General features: G+C 65.1%; 16 protein-coding genes and 2 pseudogenes. 8 read left to right on the top strand and 10 right to left on the bottom strand.

Annotation, left to right across the window (positions count from 1 at the left end):
* Positions 1-28: 28 nt before the first annotated feature.
* The 4 genes and pseudogenes from BJF87_RS14815 to BJF87_RS14800 all read right to left on the bottom strand — a co-directional run bounded on the left by BJF87_RS14815 (position 29) and on the right by BJF87_RS14800 (position 4,048).
* Positions 29-1,030: an alpha/beta hydrolase gene (locus tag BJF87_RS14815; RefSeq protein ID WP_006357554.1), complete on the bottom strand. Its 1,002-nt coding sequence runs from the start codon at positions 1,028-1,030 to the stop codon at positions 29-31.
* Positions 1,031-1,088: 58 nt separating this feature from the next.
* On the bottom strand, positions 1,089-2,591 hold the full coding sequence (locus tag BJF87_RS14810; RefSeq protein WP_006357555.1) for an APC family permease: 1,503 nt from the start codon (positions 2,589-2,591) through the stop codon (positions 1,089-1,091).
* Between the two features lie 128 nt (positions 2,592-2,719).
* Positions 2,720-3,382, bottom strand: a complete 663-nt coding sequence (locus BJF87_RS14805; RefSeq protein ID WP_035752356.1) for an enoyl-CoA hydratase-related protein — start codon at positions 3,380-3,382, stop codon at positions 2,720-2,722.
* 43 nt (positions 3,383-3,425) lie between these two features.
* Positions 3,426-4,048, bottom strand: a pseudogene (locus tag BJF87_RS14800) (helix-turn-helix domain-containing protein).
* A 122-nt stretch (positions 4,049-4,170) separates the two neighbouring features.
* Between BJF87_RS14800 and BJF87_RS14795 the strand changes: the two are divergent.
* From BJF87_RS14795 to BJF87_RS14780, 4 genes are all read left to right on the top strand, one after another.
* Positions 4,171-4,803 (top strand): LGFP repeat-containing protein, encoded by a 633-nt coding sequence (locus tag BJF87_RS14795; protein WP_075863419.1) that lies wholly within the window; start codon positions 4,171-4,173, stop codon positions 4,801-4,803.
* Between the two features lie 22 nt (positions 4,804-4,825).
* Positions 4,826-5,440 carry a hypothetical protein gene (locus tag BJF87_RS14790; RefSeq protein WP_035752361.1) on the top strand — a complete coding sequence of 205 codons (615 nt, stop codon included), beginning with the start codon at positions 4,826-4,828 and terminating at the stop codon, positions 5,438-5,440.
* Between the two features lie 66 nt (positions 5,441-5,506).
* Positions 5,507-5,962, top strand: a complete 456-nt coding sequence (locus BJF87_RS14785) for a nitroreductase/quinone reductase family protein (RefSeq protein ID WP_035752364.1) — start codon at positions 5,507-5,509, stop codon at positions 5,960-5,962.
* 122 nt (positions 5,963-6,084) lie between these two features.
* A complete protein-coding gene (locus BJF87_RS14780; RefSeq protein ID WP_230461933.1) occupies positions 6,085-6,288 on the top strand; it encodes a hypothetical protein in 204 nt (67 codons plus the stop codon).
* 168 nt (positions 6,289-6,456) lie between these two features.
* Here the strand turns inward: BJF87_RS14780 and BJF87_RS14775 are convergent, their stop codons facing one another.
* The gene (locus BJF87_RS14775; protein ID WP_075863416.1) at positions 6,457-7,785 is read right to left on the bottom strand and encodes an oxygenase MpaB family protein; all 1,329 of its coding nucleotides are present in this window, start codon (positions 7,783-7,785) and stop codon (positions 6,457-6,459) included.
* Between the two features lie 240 nt (positions 7,786-8,025).
* Between BJF87_RS14775 and BJF87_RS14770 the strand changes: the two genes are divergently transcribed.
* A complete protein-coding gene (locus BJF87_RS14770; RefSeq protein ID WP_035752370.1) occupies positions 8,026-8,673 on the top strand; it encodes an LGFP repeat-containing protein in 648 nt (215 codons plus the stop codon).
* 33 nt (positions 8,674-8,706) lie between these two features.
* On the opposite strand, the gene BJF87_RS14765 is transcribed toward BJF87_RS14770, so the two are convergent.
* The gene (locus tag BJF87_RS14765) at positions 8,707-9,096 is read right to left on the bottom strand and encodes a DUF1304 domain-containing protein (RefSeq protein WP_035752373.1); all 390 of its coding nucleotides are present in this window, start codon (positions 9,094-9,096) and stop codon (positions 8,707-8,709) included.
* 250 nt (positions 9,097-9,346) lie between these two features.
* Here BJF87_RS14765 and BJF87_RS14760 point away from each other — a divergent pair, with 250 nt between their 5' ends.
* Together BJF87_RS14760 and BJF87_RS14755 are read left to right on the top strand one after the other, a co-directional pair.
* Positions 9,347-10,180 (top strand): DUF4436 family protein, encoded by an 834-nt coding sequence (locus tag BJF87_RS14760; protein ID WP_075863415.1) that lies wholly within the window; start codon positions 9,347-9,349, stop codon positions 10,178-10,180.
* A 394-nt stretch (positions 10,181-10,574) separates the two neighbouring features.
* Complete coding sequence (locus BJF87_RS14755; protein WP_040003998.1) at positions 10,575-10,952, top strand: SRPBCC family protein; 378 nt, start codon at positions 10,575-10,577, stop codon at positions 10,950-10,952.
* A 16-nt stretch (positions 10,953-10,968) separates the two neighbouring features.
* Here BJF87_RS14755 and BJF87_RS14750 read toward each other — a convergent pair whose 3' ends face one another.
* Entirely contained in the window at positions 10,969-11,853 is an 885-nt protein-coding gene (locus tag BJF87_RS14750; RefSeq protein WP_139319508.1) for an ABC transporter permease, read from the bottom strand.
* Positions 11,854-13,166: 1,313 nt separating this feature from the next.
* Complete coding sequence (locus BJF87_RS14740) at positions 13,167-14,135, bottom strand: endonuclease/exonuclease/phosphatase family protein (RefSeq protein ID WP_035755546.1); 969 nt, start codon at positions 14,133-14,135, stop codon at positions 13,167-13,169.
* A gap of 1,284 nt (positions 14,136-15,419) precedes the next feature.
* Between BJF87_RS14740 and BJF87_RS27220 the strand changes: the two genes are divergently transcribed.
* Entirely contained in the window at positions 15,420-15,707 is a 288-nt protein-coding gene (locus tag BJF87_RS27220; RefSeq protein ID WP_244216659.1) for a M23 family metallopeptidase, read from the top strand.
* A 278-nt stretch (positions 15,708-15,985) separates the two neighbouring features.
* Here BJF87_RS27220 and BJF87_RS14730 read toward each other — a convergent pair whose 3' ends face one another.
* Together BJF87_RS14730 and BJF87_RS14725 are read right to left on the bottom strand one after the other, a co-directional pair.
* A complete protein-coding gene (locus tag BJF87_RS14730; RefSeq protein WP_051406004.1) occupies positions 15,986-16,300 on the bottom strand; it encodes a DUF4229 domain-containing protein in 315 nt (104 codons plus the stop codon).
* Between the two features lie 90 nt (positions 16,301-16,390).
* Positions 16,391-16,998: pseudogene (locus BJF87_RS14725) on the bottom strand (cytochrome c biogenesis protein ResB); the annotation flags it as partial.

Genomic DNA, 16,998 nt, shown 5'->3' with positions numbered 1-16,998 from the left:
GCGAAGGGGCGGCCAGATCGGTCGAGCCCTACTCGCTGCGAAGCCTGTCGAGGTCGGTCGTGGCCACGACGGAGAGGCGGTCCAGGATCTGCTCGTACGCAGGAGATCGTCGATGCACCAGCGAGGTGTGGGTTTCGCCGGCCACCAGGTGCAACTCGGCGCTGCCGCCCGCCGCCCGGACTGCGGCGGTGTAGTGCCGCGAGTTGTCCGGGTCGACGTCGTCGTCGGCGAGACCGTGGAAGAGGATCACCGGCATTGCGGGATCCAGGTTCTGGATCGGGTCCACCGATGCGTACCGATCGGGCACCTGTTCCGGTGTGCCGCCGAGGATCTGCTTGATGACCCGTCCGTTGCCGTGGTTCACGGCGTAACGCATGTCCAAGGGGCCGGAGATGGAAACCACTCGGGATGGGCCGAATGCCGGACGTGAGCCCACTTCATCGTCGTCGAGGCGGTGTCGCGTGCCTGCCCAGACGGCCAATTGCGCACCGGCACTGTGGCCGATCACCAGCTCGTCGTCGATGCTGAGTTGAGGATGTGCCTCGGCAATCGCGGGTACGTGGTCCAGTGCGCGGGCCACGTCGTGGAAGGTCGTCGGCCAGCCGCCGCCCGTGCCTACGCGGCGATACTCGACGTTGTAGACGGCGAGTCCGCGGGCGGCGAGATCACGGGCCATGTCGTCGAACTGCTCTGCGCCGGCGCGACTCTCCCAGCCGCCGCCGTGAATGATGGTGACGAGAGGAACGGTTCCGTCCCCGTGGTCGCCCGCGGGTAGGTACAGGTTGGCCCAGTTCTCGGCCGGGTCGGCGTCGGCGGGATCGAGATACTCGATGCGTTCGATGTCGATTCCGTCGGAACCCTGCGGGACCGGCGGAGCTGCGGTGGGCGCGTGGGTGGTCTCGGTTGCCGCCGTGGACGAGGGCTGCGGGGATTCGCCGGAATCGGTGGAACATCCGGCGGATCCGACGACGAACACAGCCGCTGCGGCTGTTGCGATCAAATGATGTACGCGCACGCCGAATTCAATCATGCCGGCGGCGGTCTCGGGGTGGGGAAATCGTGACCGAAACCGCGGGCGCCCGGCCGGATCAGACCTCGGCGTCCTGAGGGTCGGGGTCGGTACGACGGTCGGTGTCGGAGAACACGTCCTGTCCGGGTTCGCTGTCGAGGACTTCCCGCCGGAACATCAGCATGAAGCCGAAATACAGACAGCCGACCAGGATCAGCCCGCCCACGATGATCATGGGGACGGTCGCGTCGATGGGGGAGAGCAGGATGACGACAGCACACACCGACCACACCAGGGCGGCCACGGCCACCGGCAACTCGAACCGACCGAGGTCGAAGGCACCGCGCTTGCGGTCCAGGCGTTTGCGGACGGCCAGATAGAGAATGACGACGAGTCCGTAGGTGATCGCGGGGAAAAGAGTGCCCGCGGTGATGAGTTCGATCAGCGCGTCGCCCGGCAGCACGATCATCACGACGATCCCGATGACCAACGGGAGCACGGTGGCCGGGATCGGGGTCTGGGACCGCTTGTTGACCCGTCGCATCACCTGATGCGCCGGGAACCGCCCGTCACGCGACATCGCGAACACCATGCGTGCACACGACGTCAGCGACACCAGTCCGCCGCCGAAGAATGCGATCGCGATCACCACCAACAGGATTCGCTCCATCGGAGCTCCGAACTGATCCCGCATGATGGTCGCCACCGGCGATTCCGACGCGGTCACCTTGGTGATGTCGTCGATCGCCACGGTCAGTCCGATGAGGAACAGCATTCCCAGGATTCCGGCCGCTGCGACCGAGCCGACGATGGCCCGCGGCACCGTGCGGTGCGGATCCTTGGCCTCCTCAGCCATGTTCGCCGCGGAGTCGAAGCCCACCAGTGTTGCCAGGCCGACGATCATCACGGCCATCAAGCCGCCGCCGAAGGCGAAGTATTCTGTTGAATCCGCTGCGACGCCACGTGATCCGAGGTTGGCGGCCGAACCGTCGCCGGTCACGGCGACCGCCACCAGCAGCGCGACCACCAGCACCACCACGATCGTCACCTCGACGCCCACTGCCAGCGAGTTGATCAGCCCGACGAGTCGGGTCGATGCGATCGCGAGCGCCGCTTGCACCAGCAGAATCACGACGGTGAGGATGCGGGCGGTCTGCTCGTCGGGGGTCATGTTGAACAATGGCATCAGGCACTGGCTGGCCATCGCGAAGTCGATTGCCATGAGTCCCACAACGAGGTAACAGAAGGTCAGCCAGCCGAAAATCCAACCCACGCGAGGGTTGGCGAGCCGAGACGCCCACTGGTACGACGATCCACTGAGCGGGATGCGGGCGGCGAACTGGGCGATGACCAACGCCACCAGCATCTGACCGGCCAGCGCGATCAGCCAGGTCCAGATGCCCACCGGGCCCGCGTTGTTCAGCAACATGCCGTAGGTGCCGAAGATCCCGACGGCGACGGAGATGAACGCGAACGATACGGCGAACACCTGGAACGAGCCGAGCGTGCGTTTGAGCTCTGGGGTGTAGCCGAACTCGGCGGACACCTCGTTCGCATCACTGTGGGATGACTGATTGCTCATCTGGCCTCCGCCGCTCAGGTCAGATCAAACCTAGACAGCGACGGTCACGAACGACGCAAAACGCCGAAACGTCCTCCGGTCGGCCTACGCGGTGAACGGGTGCACGAACAGCGAGGGCCTCGGACAGGTCAGTGTGTGTGGCCCTCACGCAACACTTCGGTGACCGAGCGGAACATCGTGGACTTGATGGCGCCGAGGGTGTTCGAGTCCTTGCCGACGAGCGGCTTGAGCCGATCGAGCGCGCTGGAGACGATGGCGTGCTCGTCGGCCACCGAGTCGGCCAGTCCGACTGCGACCGCTTCCGGTCCGGCGTAACGGTGTCCGGTGGTCATGGCGGTCAGTGCGGCCTGGGGTGTCAGCTTGGCCTGGATGAGCGCAGCCATGCCGGGGGTGAACGGGATTCGGATGTCGACCTCGGGGAAGCAGTAGTAGCCACGATCTTCACGCATCACGCGATAGTCGTGAGCGAGGGCGAACATGGCGCCGGCGCCGAACGCATGACCGTTGACCCCGGCCACTGTCGGCAGCGGGAAGTTCAACAGCCGGGCGAAGAGTTCCTGCACCTGTCCGACGTAGGAGTCGGCCTTGTCGCCGTTGGCGAGGAGCCAGTCGAGGTCGAGTCCGTTGGAGTAGAACTTGCCCGAGCCCACGGTCACCAGACCGCGGGCGTCGGATTCGACCTTGTCGAGATGGGTGCTGACTGACTCGAGAAAGCGGGGGGAGAAACGGTTTTCGTCCTCGCCGAGGATCAGGACTGCGATGTCGTCGTGGAATTCCAGTGTTGCGGTCATGTTCGGTTCCTTGTCCGTGGAGAGTTGTTGTCGCAGCGGCTGATCAGTTGGTTCCAGGAGGGGCGAGTGACAGCACGGCGCGGACGGCCGCGGCGAGGCGTTCGCGGACCGCGGCGTCGGCGGTACGTCGGCCGCGGAGAAGGAGGGCGGTCGGGAGCTCGACGACGCAATCTCTGATGACCTCCACCGTCTGGCGGTCGGTGCGTCCCCAGACCGCGTGCGCCAGCGTCCGGAACAGGTCGACGAGAGCTTGATCGAGGTCCCGGAGTTCATCGGCCAGATCGTCGGGTAGATCGGCGTTCCCGAGTAGTTCGCTTCGGTCCACGGTGAGCAGGAATCGCCCGGACAGGGGCTGATCGAGAGCGAAGCGCGCCGGGGCGTCGGCGGCAACGACGACCGCCTCGACGGCGATGTCCCGGCCCCGCCCGGAGTCGAGGGTCGCCTCCACTGCCTCGCGTTGCGCGGTCAGGAAACGCTGTGCGGCGCGCAGCCATACCCGCCCGACGAGACCCGCTCGCGAGCCGAAGGCGTGATAGATCGCACCGTTGGACACTGCCGTCGACTCTGAGAGGCTCGCACCGTGACTGCAGCAGCGCCCGATTGGACCGCCAGCGCCTCGGCGGCATCGAGCAACTGCTCGAGGTCATGAGTTCTGGGCCGGGGCACGAGAAAACGGTAACAGAGCAGTTGCTCTGTTACCCGCTGTGATCCCCGCCATGCGACTGATTCGTGACGACGCTCGTGAGCTGCCCTAACGATGTACCCGTTGCATCCGTATGATCACGCCCATGTCTGGTCTCTCGTCCCTGATTCGACGCGCCTCACGTGACACCCGCCCCGCCGCCGGCCGTAACCGGTCGCGGTTTGCCTCGGTGGGACTGGCGATCCTGGCCACCGCGATGTCTCTCGTCGTTCTCGCTCCGAACGCCCAGGCCGATCGGGTGATCAACGGGATCGTCGTCGGCGGGAAGATCGAGGAGGCCTACTCCAAGACCGGCGGTTTCTGGAAGTGGGGCGCACCGACCGGTCCCGAACGGGCGTCCGCCAAGCGTGGCCGGTACCAGACCTTTTCCCGCGACGTGTCGTTCTACTGGCACCCGACGGTCGACGCCGGAACGGCTCATCAGGTCGGCGGCGCGATCCGGACTCGCTGGCAGAAGATCGGCGCCGAGCGCGGCGCGCTGGGCTTCCCCACGACCAACGAGTACAAGTCGGGCAATGGGCGGACCAGCGACTTCCAGGGCGGCACGATCACCTGGTCCAAGAACGGCGGCGCCCAGATCGTCTGGGGCGGGATCTTGCAGAAGTGGCGCGCGCAGGGGGCCGCGAAGGGGTACTACGGCGTTCCGCTCGGCGGCGAGTACCGCATCGGCAGCCGCTTTGCCCAGGACTTCCAGAACGGCACCATCTTCTGGCCCTGATCCCCGGGTAGCGTGGGCGCTCATGATGCGTGTGCGCGCCGCGGTGGTCCTGGTCGCCGCTGCTCTCGTCGTTGCGGGCTGTTCGGCTGCCGACGGTGAGCGTGACAGTGACGTCGGTGTCGCCCCGACGGTGACCGAGACGGTGACGTCGACGCCGCCGTCCGAGACCGGTTCGACGGCGTCCGATGTGCCGACCGATGGCGAGAGCGCCGGTCCGAAGACCGCGCCCGCAGGTGAGGGCGCTCGACTAACCGTCACCGACATCCGTACCGGCTCGCACGACGGATTCGATCGGGTCGTCTACGAGCTCGGGGGCAGCGGCCGGCCCGGTTGGCGCGTCGCCTATGTCGACGAGGCGCTCCAGGACGGAAGCGGCTTCCCGGTCGATGTCGCGGGTGGAGCGATCCTGGAAGTCCAGATCACCGGGTCGGCGTACCCCTTCGACAGCGGGGTCGAGCCGTATGCCGGTCCCGATCCGATTCGTGCACAGCCAGGCGGGTCGGTGGTGGAGGTGCGGGGCGCGCTCGTATTCGAAGGTGTCACACAGTCTTTCATCGGGGTGTCGGAACGCGGAGCTCCTTTCACCGTCGACGTGCTGACCAACCCGACGCGACTCGTCATCGACGTGCAGCGCTGACCGCCGGTGTACCCGCCGCCGTAAACCTAGTACGGTGTACGGAGTAAGGCGCCGGAAGGAGCGAGCATGCCCACGTCACCGCGAACTGTCACGCCGCCGCGCTGGCTCAAGCCGATGAACAAGGTGTTCCTGTTCCTGCAACGCTTCGGTGGGATGAAGGAGTTGCCGGTCCTGATCGTGCCCGGCAGAAAGAGCGGGAAGCCTCGGCGGACGCCGCTGACCGTCGTCGCCGTGGACGGGGGCCGCTACCTCCTCGAAGGATTCCCCGGGGCCGACTGGGCTCGCAACGTCCGCGCCGCCGACGGGCTGGCGCAGCTGTCGATTCGCGGGGACGTGACCGATGTCCGTCTTGTCGAACTGCCCGCCGACCAGGCGGTGCCGGTACTCCGCGCCTGGCCTGAACTGTCGGGCAGTGACGGACCGAAGATGATGAAGGATGCCGGCGTGGTCACCGACGTCACCCCGGACGCTTTCGCCGCCGTTGCGGGACGCTGTGGGGTGTTCCGAATCGACCCCCGCTGACCCGCGCCGCCGGGCTGTGGTGACCTTCGGTCGCCGACGACGGCGATGCGATGTTTACCGATACGAACGAATGGCTATATTCCCTCCCGGTCAACGTATCGGAACACCAGGAGGAACGACGCATGGTCGCACTCATCGTGGGACTGTTCGCCCCAGTGGGGCTCACGGTGTTCACTGTCGGCATGGATCGTTTCCAGCGCCGCATGGAGTATCCCGGCGGCAATCGGCGACGCGACTCGCTCGACACGGCGTCGGAGGCCGGCGCCACGACGCCATGTCCCGACCAACTCCCGCGTGCGGAACCGGCAGTCCTGAAGCTCGCCTGACTTCGGTTTTGTTGGTACCGGTTCTCGAGATGGCCGACTGTGGCGCGCCGGCGGCGGAAGTCTGACGGCCGAAGGGGTGCCCCCGGTGCTCTGGCGATGAAGCCTCTGCAAGTCGTCCGGTATCGGTCGCCCCGGCACCGCTGACCGGCCGCCCTGTGCACGGGTCCGTCAGTGTGCGTATTCACGGGAATCGGTTGTGTACTCAGGGATTCCGTAGTCGTCGAGGCGCCTCCTGACGAGTTCGGTGATGTATTGATCGGCGAGATTCTGCAGAACCGGGAGTTTGCCGGCGATGCGGACCGCGGCGAACCGGCCGGTCAACCACGGCGCGGTCGCGGCTGCACGCGCGAGGTCGGCGATCGAGAGGTCGACGCCCATGTCGGCAGCCTTCCTGAGGTTTCCCTCGCAGAAGGCGGCCGCGAAAGCGAGCTTGCTGTAGCTCTTTTCGACGGCGTCGGCTACACGGTCGAAGGGGCTCTCCGACGGGCGCAGGTAGGCGTCCATCGTGGAGCTGACGAGTTTGCGGCAGTCGTCGTCGTAGCCGTGGCGCAGGGTTGCGGCCCGCGCGTTGAACAGGTCGACGATCTCCTGCGCGGAACCGGGCAGCAGTTCCTCGGGGAGTCCGAGCAGGAACCCGCGGTAGCGATGGAACTCGACCATCGCCCGCTCGTCGTAGGGGAGTTCACGGTTGGCCCTGACTGCCTTGTCTGCCTTCTGATAAGGGCCGATCATGCCTGCGGGGAACTGGTCGATCTGGGGGACCGGCAGGCCGTAGATCCTGGTGTCCCAAGTTCGTTTCCTGCTGTTGCCGTGGCCGGTCCGCTGCAATGCGTTGAACCGGACCATCGAATGCATCAGGCGCACCATCACGGTCGCCTCGAAGCCCGGACCGAAACGCCTGAGACCGCCCGGTAGCGCCGTGACCGCGAAGTAGGCGGTGGTCTCGTTGACACGGTGTGCGGCTCGGGTGCCCGACAGCGCGCCGGTGATCGTCATCGGCAGCGCCGCATAGCTGTTGGTGAAGGTCGCGAGGAATGCGCCCCGGGTCATGAAGGGTGACACGAGCGCGGCATACAGACGGGAGTATGCGGCGCCGTCGTCGATGAGATCGAAGTCGATCCAGTCGGGCTTCTCCTGCATCACGGCGATGAGTTCGCCGATCTCCGGGGGAGCGTCCGGAACATTCTCCGCGCCCGAGCGGCATACGCGTCGAACGAGACTCACGAGTTCGGAGACCGGATACTGCGCAGACAGTGCAGCCACCCGATCGGCGGGCACGTCGGCCAGAAATGTCGATGTGTGGACCAGTTCCATCAGACGCGGGTCGTTCAAATACTTGCTGCGATCGCCCAATCGACGCGGCAGCGCAGACTCGACATCGGGGTCGGTGGTGAAACGTTCCGGGGTCGTGTCGAAGTCGAAGTCGCCATACAGCTCGGGCAACTCGTCGGCCTGCCGTGCGACCCGCTCCGCCAGTTCTGGGTAGTAGTGCGCCATCCCGACCTCTCAGTCACCGTCGACGAGTCATTGCTCTCATCGCCATTGGAGCAGGTCTGGCGACCTGCCATGACCGATTTGGGACATTGCATCGAAAACGTCTCACCTGGTGACATGGCATCGAATCGTGTCCGCCTACGATGAGGACCTGCCGACGTGGGGCGTCGAGCCGCTAGACTCCGACACGATACTGGTTCGCGCGTACCGGATTCGCTACGTGTCGATGTCCGAGAGGAAAACATGACGCGTGTGGCTCTCCGTCTTGCCAACCTTGCTGCTGGAATGTTCGTCGTCGCGCTGATCGCTGCCGGCTGCGGTGGTGCCGACGCGAACGACACGTCATCGAAGGCATCATCGGCCGAGGCTTCCGTCTCCCCGTCAGACGCCGACGATCGGACGGTTGCGGAGACCAGCACCCCGGGGACGCCCGCTACGGTGACGATCACGGGGGTGGACGACGTCGCGGTGACTCTGGTCGGCCCGCTCGCAGTCAAATACGCGGCGGCGACCGACGCCCAGAAGCGGGCCATCGGCATACCGCTGACCGGGGATCACAATGCCGGAACCCGAGACAGCGGCGTCGTGTACCAGCAATTCCAACGCGGCGTGATCATCGCGAAGAACGCCAACCCCGGGACACCCGCGTATATCGTCACCTCGGGAAAGATCCGGGATGCATGGAATACCGAACGTGCCCCGGACGGCGTGCCGTTACTCACCGGCAAGAACGGCTCGGCCGGGCCGCTCGGTGTGCCCACGAGCGACGTGACCACCGACGGTGACCTCGAAGTGGTGACTTTCGAGTACGGCACCATCTCGGAGAACACAGCAACCGGCGACGTCATCGTGACGGTCAACGGCAAGGTCGTTCCGTCGGGCCTGAAGTGAGCGGCGGCTGCGTAGGCGAGGAGTTCGCCGGGTTCAGACGATCAGGCCGACGGCGAGCGCGATCACTGCGAGCGAGGGAACCACGCCCTGCTTGAGTGCGGCCGCGATCTTGTCGGGGCTCGACAGCGCCAGAACCAATGCCGCAGCGACCATCGACGCGGTGCCCGTGAAGACCAGCGTCGCCCCGACGGCGTCAGATCCAATGGCGTACAACACGATTCCGACGAACACCGCGATCGCGAGGAACAGGTTGTAGAACCCCTGGTTGAAAGCGAGTTCCTTCTGAACTGTCGCTTCCTCCACCGTCCCGGTGCCGAACGTCGCGCGGGCGCGCTCGCTCGTCCAGGCGATGGATTCCAGATAGAAGATGAGGACGTGGAGGAGCCCCGCGACCGCGGCGAGTACCAAACCTGCGATGACCATTGTGAACTCCTCACGCGTGCTCGCTTCGTCGGAAGTAGTGCGTTCCGACCAGTGTGCCACTGGGACGCCTCCTCGGAACCGCTGCGCCCGCCGCGGGATCTTGCCCGGAATAGTCGGTTGCTGCTGCTGACGTGCTCTGCATTCCGAATTCCACCCGGCCCGGAACGGTATTGGCGTGCACCCATAGACTTTCCGGCAGCCGGCGCCTGCTTACGGCCGCCGAACGGGTGATGAGCGTGGAGGCTGGAGTATGGCGGAGACCGGTAAAAGATTCTCGTGGGTTGTGGCGCTGGCGATCGTGGTCGGCCTGATGATCGCCTATGTCTCCGTCCTGGTGGTCTACGCCAAAGGTGGAACCGATGACGGTGCGGAAGCAAGTAGACCAGTGGCGAACGGCGTCGTGGTGTACCTCGATATCAACACGGTCAACGGCGCCGACTTCGAGGTGGCCGGCACCGTCTCGATCGATGCCGGTGGTGATCTGCTCGATGGTCGAGGCGACCTCAAACAGGATCTGACCGTAGACGTTTCGCCGACGGTCTCCGACACCGAGCTGACGTTCCCCGCCGGTACACGCCCCGGGGTTCTGCCGGTGTCGTTGTACAGCGACGGCGACATCCGGCTCTGGCCGTTCGACAGATACGTCGCGGAGTCGGTGACGGTACAGGCGTTCGGTCCGAACGATGCCGCGTTGCCGACAGAGGTCGTGCTGATCGACTCGCTGATCGGCTGGGACATCAAAGCCGGGGACACCGTCGCCGGCGGAAAGGCGTTCCCGGTCACCTCGTCCAGGGCGGCCGCATCGCTGGCCTTTGATCTCGCGTTGTGCGCGATGCTGGTCGTTCTGCCGATCTGCACCCTGTTCGTCTCGATCCAGACGGTCCGCCACCGCAAGGCGTTTCAGCCTCCGATGGTGACCTGGTTCGCCGTGATGCTGTTTGCCGTGCTACCCCTGCGCAACATCTTCCCCGGTTCGCCCCCGTTCGGATCATGGGTCGACTACTCGGTGGTTCTCTGGGTCCTCGGTGGTCTCGTCGCGTCGCTCGCGCTGTATGTCGTCGCGTGGTGGAAACAGGCTCCCTGATCCGGGGCACGTTGAAACGCGCGTAGCCTTTGCGGGTCCTCCCGGGATCGCGGTGACGACGCCTGGGCGCGATCGGTTCGTCGTCAGGTTTGGCCGGCACTCACGTAGACAACCCGGGGCGCTCGTTCACAGGCGCACCCTACTCGCGCAACCCAGATGGACGGCCACGTCCGGGAGTGGCGACGAGTGCCGTCCCGACCACGTTCTGCGACGATGGTTCGATGTTGCGTAACACCTTCGACCACGGCAGTCCTGCACCGCGGGGGTGGAAACGGCTGCTGCAAGACGTCGACTGGGCGCGGGAGCTGTTCGGTCGGGCCGAACGATGAGTTGTCCGGCGACTCCAGCGTCGCTGATGTCGGCTCTGCGGGTCCGCACTTCGTTCCGCCAGGGCATGCCGACGACCGAATTGCGGATGAACCTGCCCCCCGAAGCGGTGTGGGCAACGATCACCGATGTGAACGCCTGGCCGAGATGGGGGCCCACTGTCACAGGGGCACGCGTGAACGGAGACGTCGAGTTGGCGTCCGGGGCACGCGGGACGATCACGACTATCGCTGGGGTGCCGCTGCCTTTCGAGGTCACCGAGTTCGTGGATGGACGGTTGTGGGCCTGGAGGGTGGCAGGTGTGAACGCGACGCGGCACGAGGTGATTCCGATGGCGGGCGGCTGCGTTCTCAGCTTCGGCGCGCCGGTCTGGGCAGCGGCGTATCTGCCGGTAATGGCCTTTGCGTTGCCGCGCATCGAACGGATCGCGGCGCGTCTGGAATAGGGGACGGGCCGTGGTGTCAGGGTCGCGTGCGCTGGGCCTGGTATTCGACCATTTCTTGGGAGAGGAGTTGGCGTATTCGTGGATTGTGACTGCAGGCGACCGCGAGGAGTGTCAGTAGTATCCAGCTGCTCAGTGCGCTGGCGACGACCACGACGAAGGCTGTGGTGTTGCCGCCGGTGATGTGGTCGCCGGCGCTGTGGCGGGCCCAGAGCCGCCAGTAGATCATGAGGTTGACCGTGAGCCCGATCCCGTAGGACAGCAGATACGGGACCCAGGTGCCGTCTCGCAGACGAGCCGAGAAGGGCTCTTGGCGTAGGGGGAAGACCACCGAGAGTACGTTGCCCACTCCCAGCCAGATGAAGACCATCGTGATGAACTGGTCGACCATCGCGATGGGGTTGGTGCCGGCGGTGAGGGAGAGCACGGCCATCACCGGCGTGCCGGCTGCCGTCACCAGGACCGCCATTGCGAGATTCTTGACGATCAGCAATTGCCAAAGGCGTTGACCACCTGTCAGGCGGCGGCGTACTCGGCCGGCTTCGAAGCACAGAGCGTTGGTGCACACCACGCTTCCGACGATCACCGAGAACACATACAGGGTCAGTGATGCGGCGTCGTCGTACCGTCTCCATCCCAGGGTGTGGTAACTCACCACCAGCGCCGCGCTCAGAGCCAGGGTGATGGCGATACGCAGCAGTATCGAACGCGGTTGCCCGGCGACTATGTGACGTATTTCGGCAATGACGTCGCGGCCCAGCCCTGGGAGGGAGTCGGTGAACCTGAGTGCGGCGATTCGGCTCAAGGCTCGTCGGTTGGGCGTGGGCGTCGGTATCCCGGCTGCCCGCGCCGCGGCCAGAGTCGCCTGAGCGACAGCAACGTTGGCCAGAGACGCTGCGATCACGGCGTCGGCCGTCGCTTGATGTGGCGTGGGTGCTGTGCCGGAGTCGGCCACGACTGCGAGCACAGTGTTTTCGGCGCGTTGGGTCCAGAGAGGTGAAGCCCCCTCTGCGGCAATGTCTTTGATCGGGCCATCGGCGAGCCGACTAGGACGTCGGGATCTTCGCCTCAATGGGCGTTCCAACCCAACGATGCAGGAATGCGCGTAGTTCCTCTGGCGAACGAGGAGGGTCGCCGGGGTCGACGAGGAGTGACTGGACGAATCGGAGCATGACCTCGAGTTCGCGGATGATGCAACTCGCTACCGACTACTTGACATAATTACTATTATCGGCACTTTAAAACCAGCTGGGGGACAGGCACTTTTGCTAGAAAGTGACATAACTTGGACTGAGGTCGGGCACGAACTGGGGCTGTTCCACACCTGCTCCAACGACCTGATGGCAGATAATGACGGGGCCCGCGGAACGTCCTACACACCCACCGGCCTCACCCGCGGCCTGTACCGCAACAAGTGGGGACTCTGATGACCCACCACCGAGCAACACGACCGGCGGCCCTCACGCTCGGCATCGCCGGCATCTTCGCCGCTGCCACCCTGACCGCGTGCGGCGAACAAACCGTCGATGAGGGCATCCCACCCCTCGAATCGGCCACGGCCACCTCAACCGCCCATGCGGACTCATTCACTGACACCTCTGACTTACGTAATCTGGTGGCGATCTCCACACACGTCTTCACCGGCCGTGTCGAATCAGCTGCTGGCACCAAGGCACTCGGGCCGCTCCCCGAAACTCAGTACAGCGTGCTCACCAAAACAGCGATCAAGGGCGAAGTCCCCGAGAGCGTAGTAGTCAACCAGCAAGGCGGAGCAAGGACGGTGTCTACATTTCCGTCGACGGCGACACACCCCTCAAGGTCGGCCAGTGGTACCTGTTCGCCACCCGCTACCTCGAGTCCGAGAAGTGGTACACCCTCATCCCTGTCGACGGCCGCAAACCGGTGACCGAACAACAAGCCCGCGACAGAGCCTCAGCGCCCCTAGCCGCGGCTGAGGCCGCGTTGCGAGCCAACCCCCAAAACCGGCTCGCACCACCGGACCCACCGAGCCCGTCGATGACCTTCCCGATACCCCAACCCGGCGACCGCAACCCACCTCCACCCTCACCGGCGCCGCCCGGCTGAATCATTAAGTAGCCAGTGGTGGCATATGGAAATCGTTGGGGGAGATAGCTTGCCAGGCTCGATCGAGTTGATGACATAAGGCTGTCGGTCACGAACCGAGGTGTTCCGATGGTTCGAGATTACTCGGGGACGTCATCCTTCGCTGAGCCGGATGCGCGCGAGCACCCCGTGATGGTCGGAGCCCGGCAGATCGATCCGCCGGAACGATGTCGGTGTCGGGCCATTGCGTGTCAGCACCCGGTCGAGCGCAAGCAGCGACGGGTAGGGCCGGCCGGCAGGATAGGTCGCGACGACGCCCGATCCGAGATGCTCGGCGGCGTCGGTCAGTTGGGGCGAATTCGAGGGTCCAGACAGTAGCTGCCGGAAGGAGCGGTGGTCGTAGGTCGAGTTCGCATCGGCGCCGATGATCAGTGGATCTGTGTCGGCGAAGAGGATCGAGCGCAACTCGCGGAGCTCGGCATCCCAGCGCCACGACGGTTCGGGATACGGCGGCAACGGGTGCAGTGCATAGATCGAGATGGGCGAGCGGTTCGGAAGCAGCAGTCGCGCGCGAAGGTTCGACAGTTCGAATCCCCGCAGGAGTTGCCCGTCGGTCAGCGGGGCCCGCGCATAGATGCCAGCTCCACCTCCACCGTCTCGGGGACGGAGAAACGCGAACGGCAAGGCTTGGCGCAACCCGGCGCGCTCGAGGGCTCCCACCGCCTCAGGCGTCAGCTCGACTATCGTGAGGACGTCAACGCCTGAGTCGCGCACCCGCGACACTAGCGCGTCCGGATCAGCTTGCCCGAGATAGATATTGGCCTGCATCACGGTAAGGTCCGAGTCCGAGACCTGTTCGTCGACCCCCCGATACAGTGGGGCCTGCGCCGTCACGCCTACGGCGATGACGAGCACAGCTCCCGCCGCGGAAAGCCAGGCGCGCGCGGCGAGCAGCAGCATCAGACCGAGGACACCGACGATGATCAGCACCGGCGTGAACGCCGCTACCCGGGAAGCGAAATTGCTGACCAGGCCAGAATAGTGGGCAGCAACACCGGCAGCAGCGGCGAGGACCGCACCCCACCCGAGTGCTCGTAGCAGTCCACGCATGCGGCCGATCATGCCACGATCACCGTCACGCTCTCTGGCGGGTGATCGTCGAGTGGAGGCTGTCGGCGACAGGGGCTGTCAGCCAAGCCACCAGTCGGTTCGATCTATGGTGACCGTTACGAGAGCCGGACGGCTTCGTTGCCGACGCAGCAGCCCAGGCGAGAACTCGTGCACGCATGACGCCAACCCGTCGTCGGCCACGACGATATTGCTGGTCAACCGGGCGCACCACCGGAGCTGCGCAGCGCGTACGGGGTGATCCTGGGGCCAACGCGGAGAAACTAACCTGGATAGTAGTAACCTGGCTGTGGCTCGTTCGATATCGAACTGTTTCCATCCGGACTGACGCTTTGGACTGAAGGACTCCCCTTGGCACGGCATCGCAAAGCTGATCCCAGCCCACCCTCCGCTGGCATCCCTGCGTTCCGGCGCGACGCATCGGCGAGCCTCACCCCCGGACTCCCGGGGCTCGAGCATTCACGCATCGTGCATGCGGCCGGGCGACACCGAATGCCTGTCCCACCCGAGGTGTCGGCCGGGTTCACGCGGCGGCCCATCTTCTCGGGCGCCCCAGTGCCCTCCTACTCGCCGCGTGCGCGATCGACGACGGCGCCCGAGGCGTCGCCGTCATACCCACCACGCAGTGGCCGTCCATACACTGCGCGCTCGCGTACTGCCTTGCCCCGCCAAGCCGGGCCTGGCCATCGAGTTTTCGGGCCGCGTCGCTCACAGCGCCCGCTCGACCTCGGCAGGCATCCTTCGGCAGCGCCTACCGCACCGTGGGAGCGGGCGTTGTGTGTCGTTGAACCTCAGTCCAGCGAGCAAGCTCAGTCAGGCTTTCTCGAGGTGCTTGACGGCGAGGAGGTCTCGGGCACCTCAACTCGGTCGGCGGCTGCGGCCGGGTTGGGTGGATCACTCCTGGCCGCGGTGGTTCTATGCGCTGCCGGCGGGACTGCGGCCACTGCGCTCGCCGATCGACACGACCTGACGGTCACTCCCCTGACTCAGGCTGGCGTGCCCGTCGACGTCCAGTCCGCAGCAGCCCCACGATCTGTAACCGTCGGATCGGTGGCCGAACAGCGAAGCCGCACGTCGGCACGGGCATCGTCACGCGATGAGCTGACCTCGGTTATGCGAGAACTGGCACAGCCAGATCGCGCGCGGCCGTCTGAACCCCCGGTGCCACAACGGCCGCGGTCGGCGGCACCGACCTACGGCACCGTGACCTCAAGTTACGGAGCGCGATGGGGTACCACGCATTATGGCCTCGATATCGCCAACTCGATTGGCACACCGGTGGTCTCGACCAGCGACGGGCAGATCATCGAATCCGGTCCGGCTGATGGCTTCGGGCTGTGGATACGAGTGCTGCAAGACGACGGCACGATCGGCGTGTACGGGCACATCAACGAGACACTGGTGAGCGTCGGGCAGCGAGTCTTGGCCGGCGAGCAGATCGCAACGGTAGGAAACCGCGGCTACTCCACCGGCCCGCACCTGCACTACGAGGTCTGGCAGCAAGACGGACCCAAACTCGATCCTGCACAGTGGCTGAGAACCCGGGGGGTCTACGTCGTTGGATGACCCGCCGTATCGGCGCGGGAGGTGTGACGACGAGTGGTCCCGCACAGGTGTCGCGAGCTAGAGGCGGGACTGGGTACGCCCAATTCCTCGGGCGCAGTAGTCGGTTCGGCGGCCACACAGTTGGGCGCCTACCCCCGATCGATTGAGAGGAACGGCGTGCGGGTGGTTGTGGTTCATCGAGGGTGATCTGCGTTGGTTTCACCGATCCGGCAGACTGCACTGCATGTTCGGCAGGACAGTCGGGCTTGGCTGATTATGTTTTCTGGTCTGGTACCAACTCATGTCGCGTCCGGTCTGGCGAGTCCCTTTTTGGCCGCTCGGCGGGAGTCCATTGCCTCGGCCCGGTGATTGATACGACTTCGTAGGGGTTTGAGGACGATCATCGAGACTGGACTACTGAGAATCACGGCGAGCACGACGGCTACGAAGAACGGGACGTCCACGTCAATCAGGTAGGCGACCAATAGGATCAGTCCACATAGCACCGCAGCGAGCGCTAGGCGCGCGATGTTGTACAGCAGCGCGATGGCGATGAGAGATCTGGCCGAAGAGGCCGGCGTGGTGGTGGCGCCGTGAGAAGTGTTTCTGCGCATGGTCTATGGGCCTCCGTGTGGCGTGAATGCGATCGGGATGGATTGTGACGTGACAGTTGGTTCGGTGCCGCGTCCTGCAGCGGGGGCGGTTCATGAGATGAGATCTGTACGGATGTGAGATCTCATGGCTGATGTGCGCCGTGGTCGGCGTTTTTTCGGCCCTGGCTGGGTCAGCCATCGCCGCGCCTGCTGGTCGAAGTCTTCGCCCCACCCGGCCTGATCGGTGCGGGCCAGACCTGCGATTGTTACTGCGGTGCGTCGTTGGCCGTCGACTCCGACGGGCACTAGCCGCACCCAGATTCGGCGACGCCGGACAAGTAGAGATACAAGTAACCCAGCCAGCATCACGGTCGCCGACAACAGAACCCAGTTCTGTGCCGGCCCGTGTGATACCTGCATGGACACGAAGCGTTCATACCCGTCAAAGCGCACCACGGTGCCATCGGCGATGGTGTGAGTCTGTCCCGGGCTGAGATTGACCTGTGCCCGCTGCTGGAGCCGACCCTGCTCGATGAGCGCCCGGTTCAAGGAGTACGCATTCTGCGGGCGACCGGTATCCAGTCCGGTGTCGCTTGGTAGATCCTGATCGCCACATACGGATCATTCGGCACGGGAAACGATGAGGTGAGCAGGGTTCCTTGGAATGCTGCGGTGGGCGCGAATAGGCCCTCGATCGCGATCTGTCGATTGCGACGTTC

The sequence above is a fragment of the Gordonia sp. CNJ-863 genome, assembly GCF_001942325.1.
Lineage (GTDB): Bacteria > Actinomycetota > Actinomycetes > Mycobacteriales > Mycobacteriaceae > Gordonia > Gordonia alkanivorans.
The sequence above is the reverse complement of the archived record's forward strand: the minus strand, read 5'-3'. Positions and strand labels throughout refer to the sequence as shown.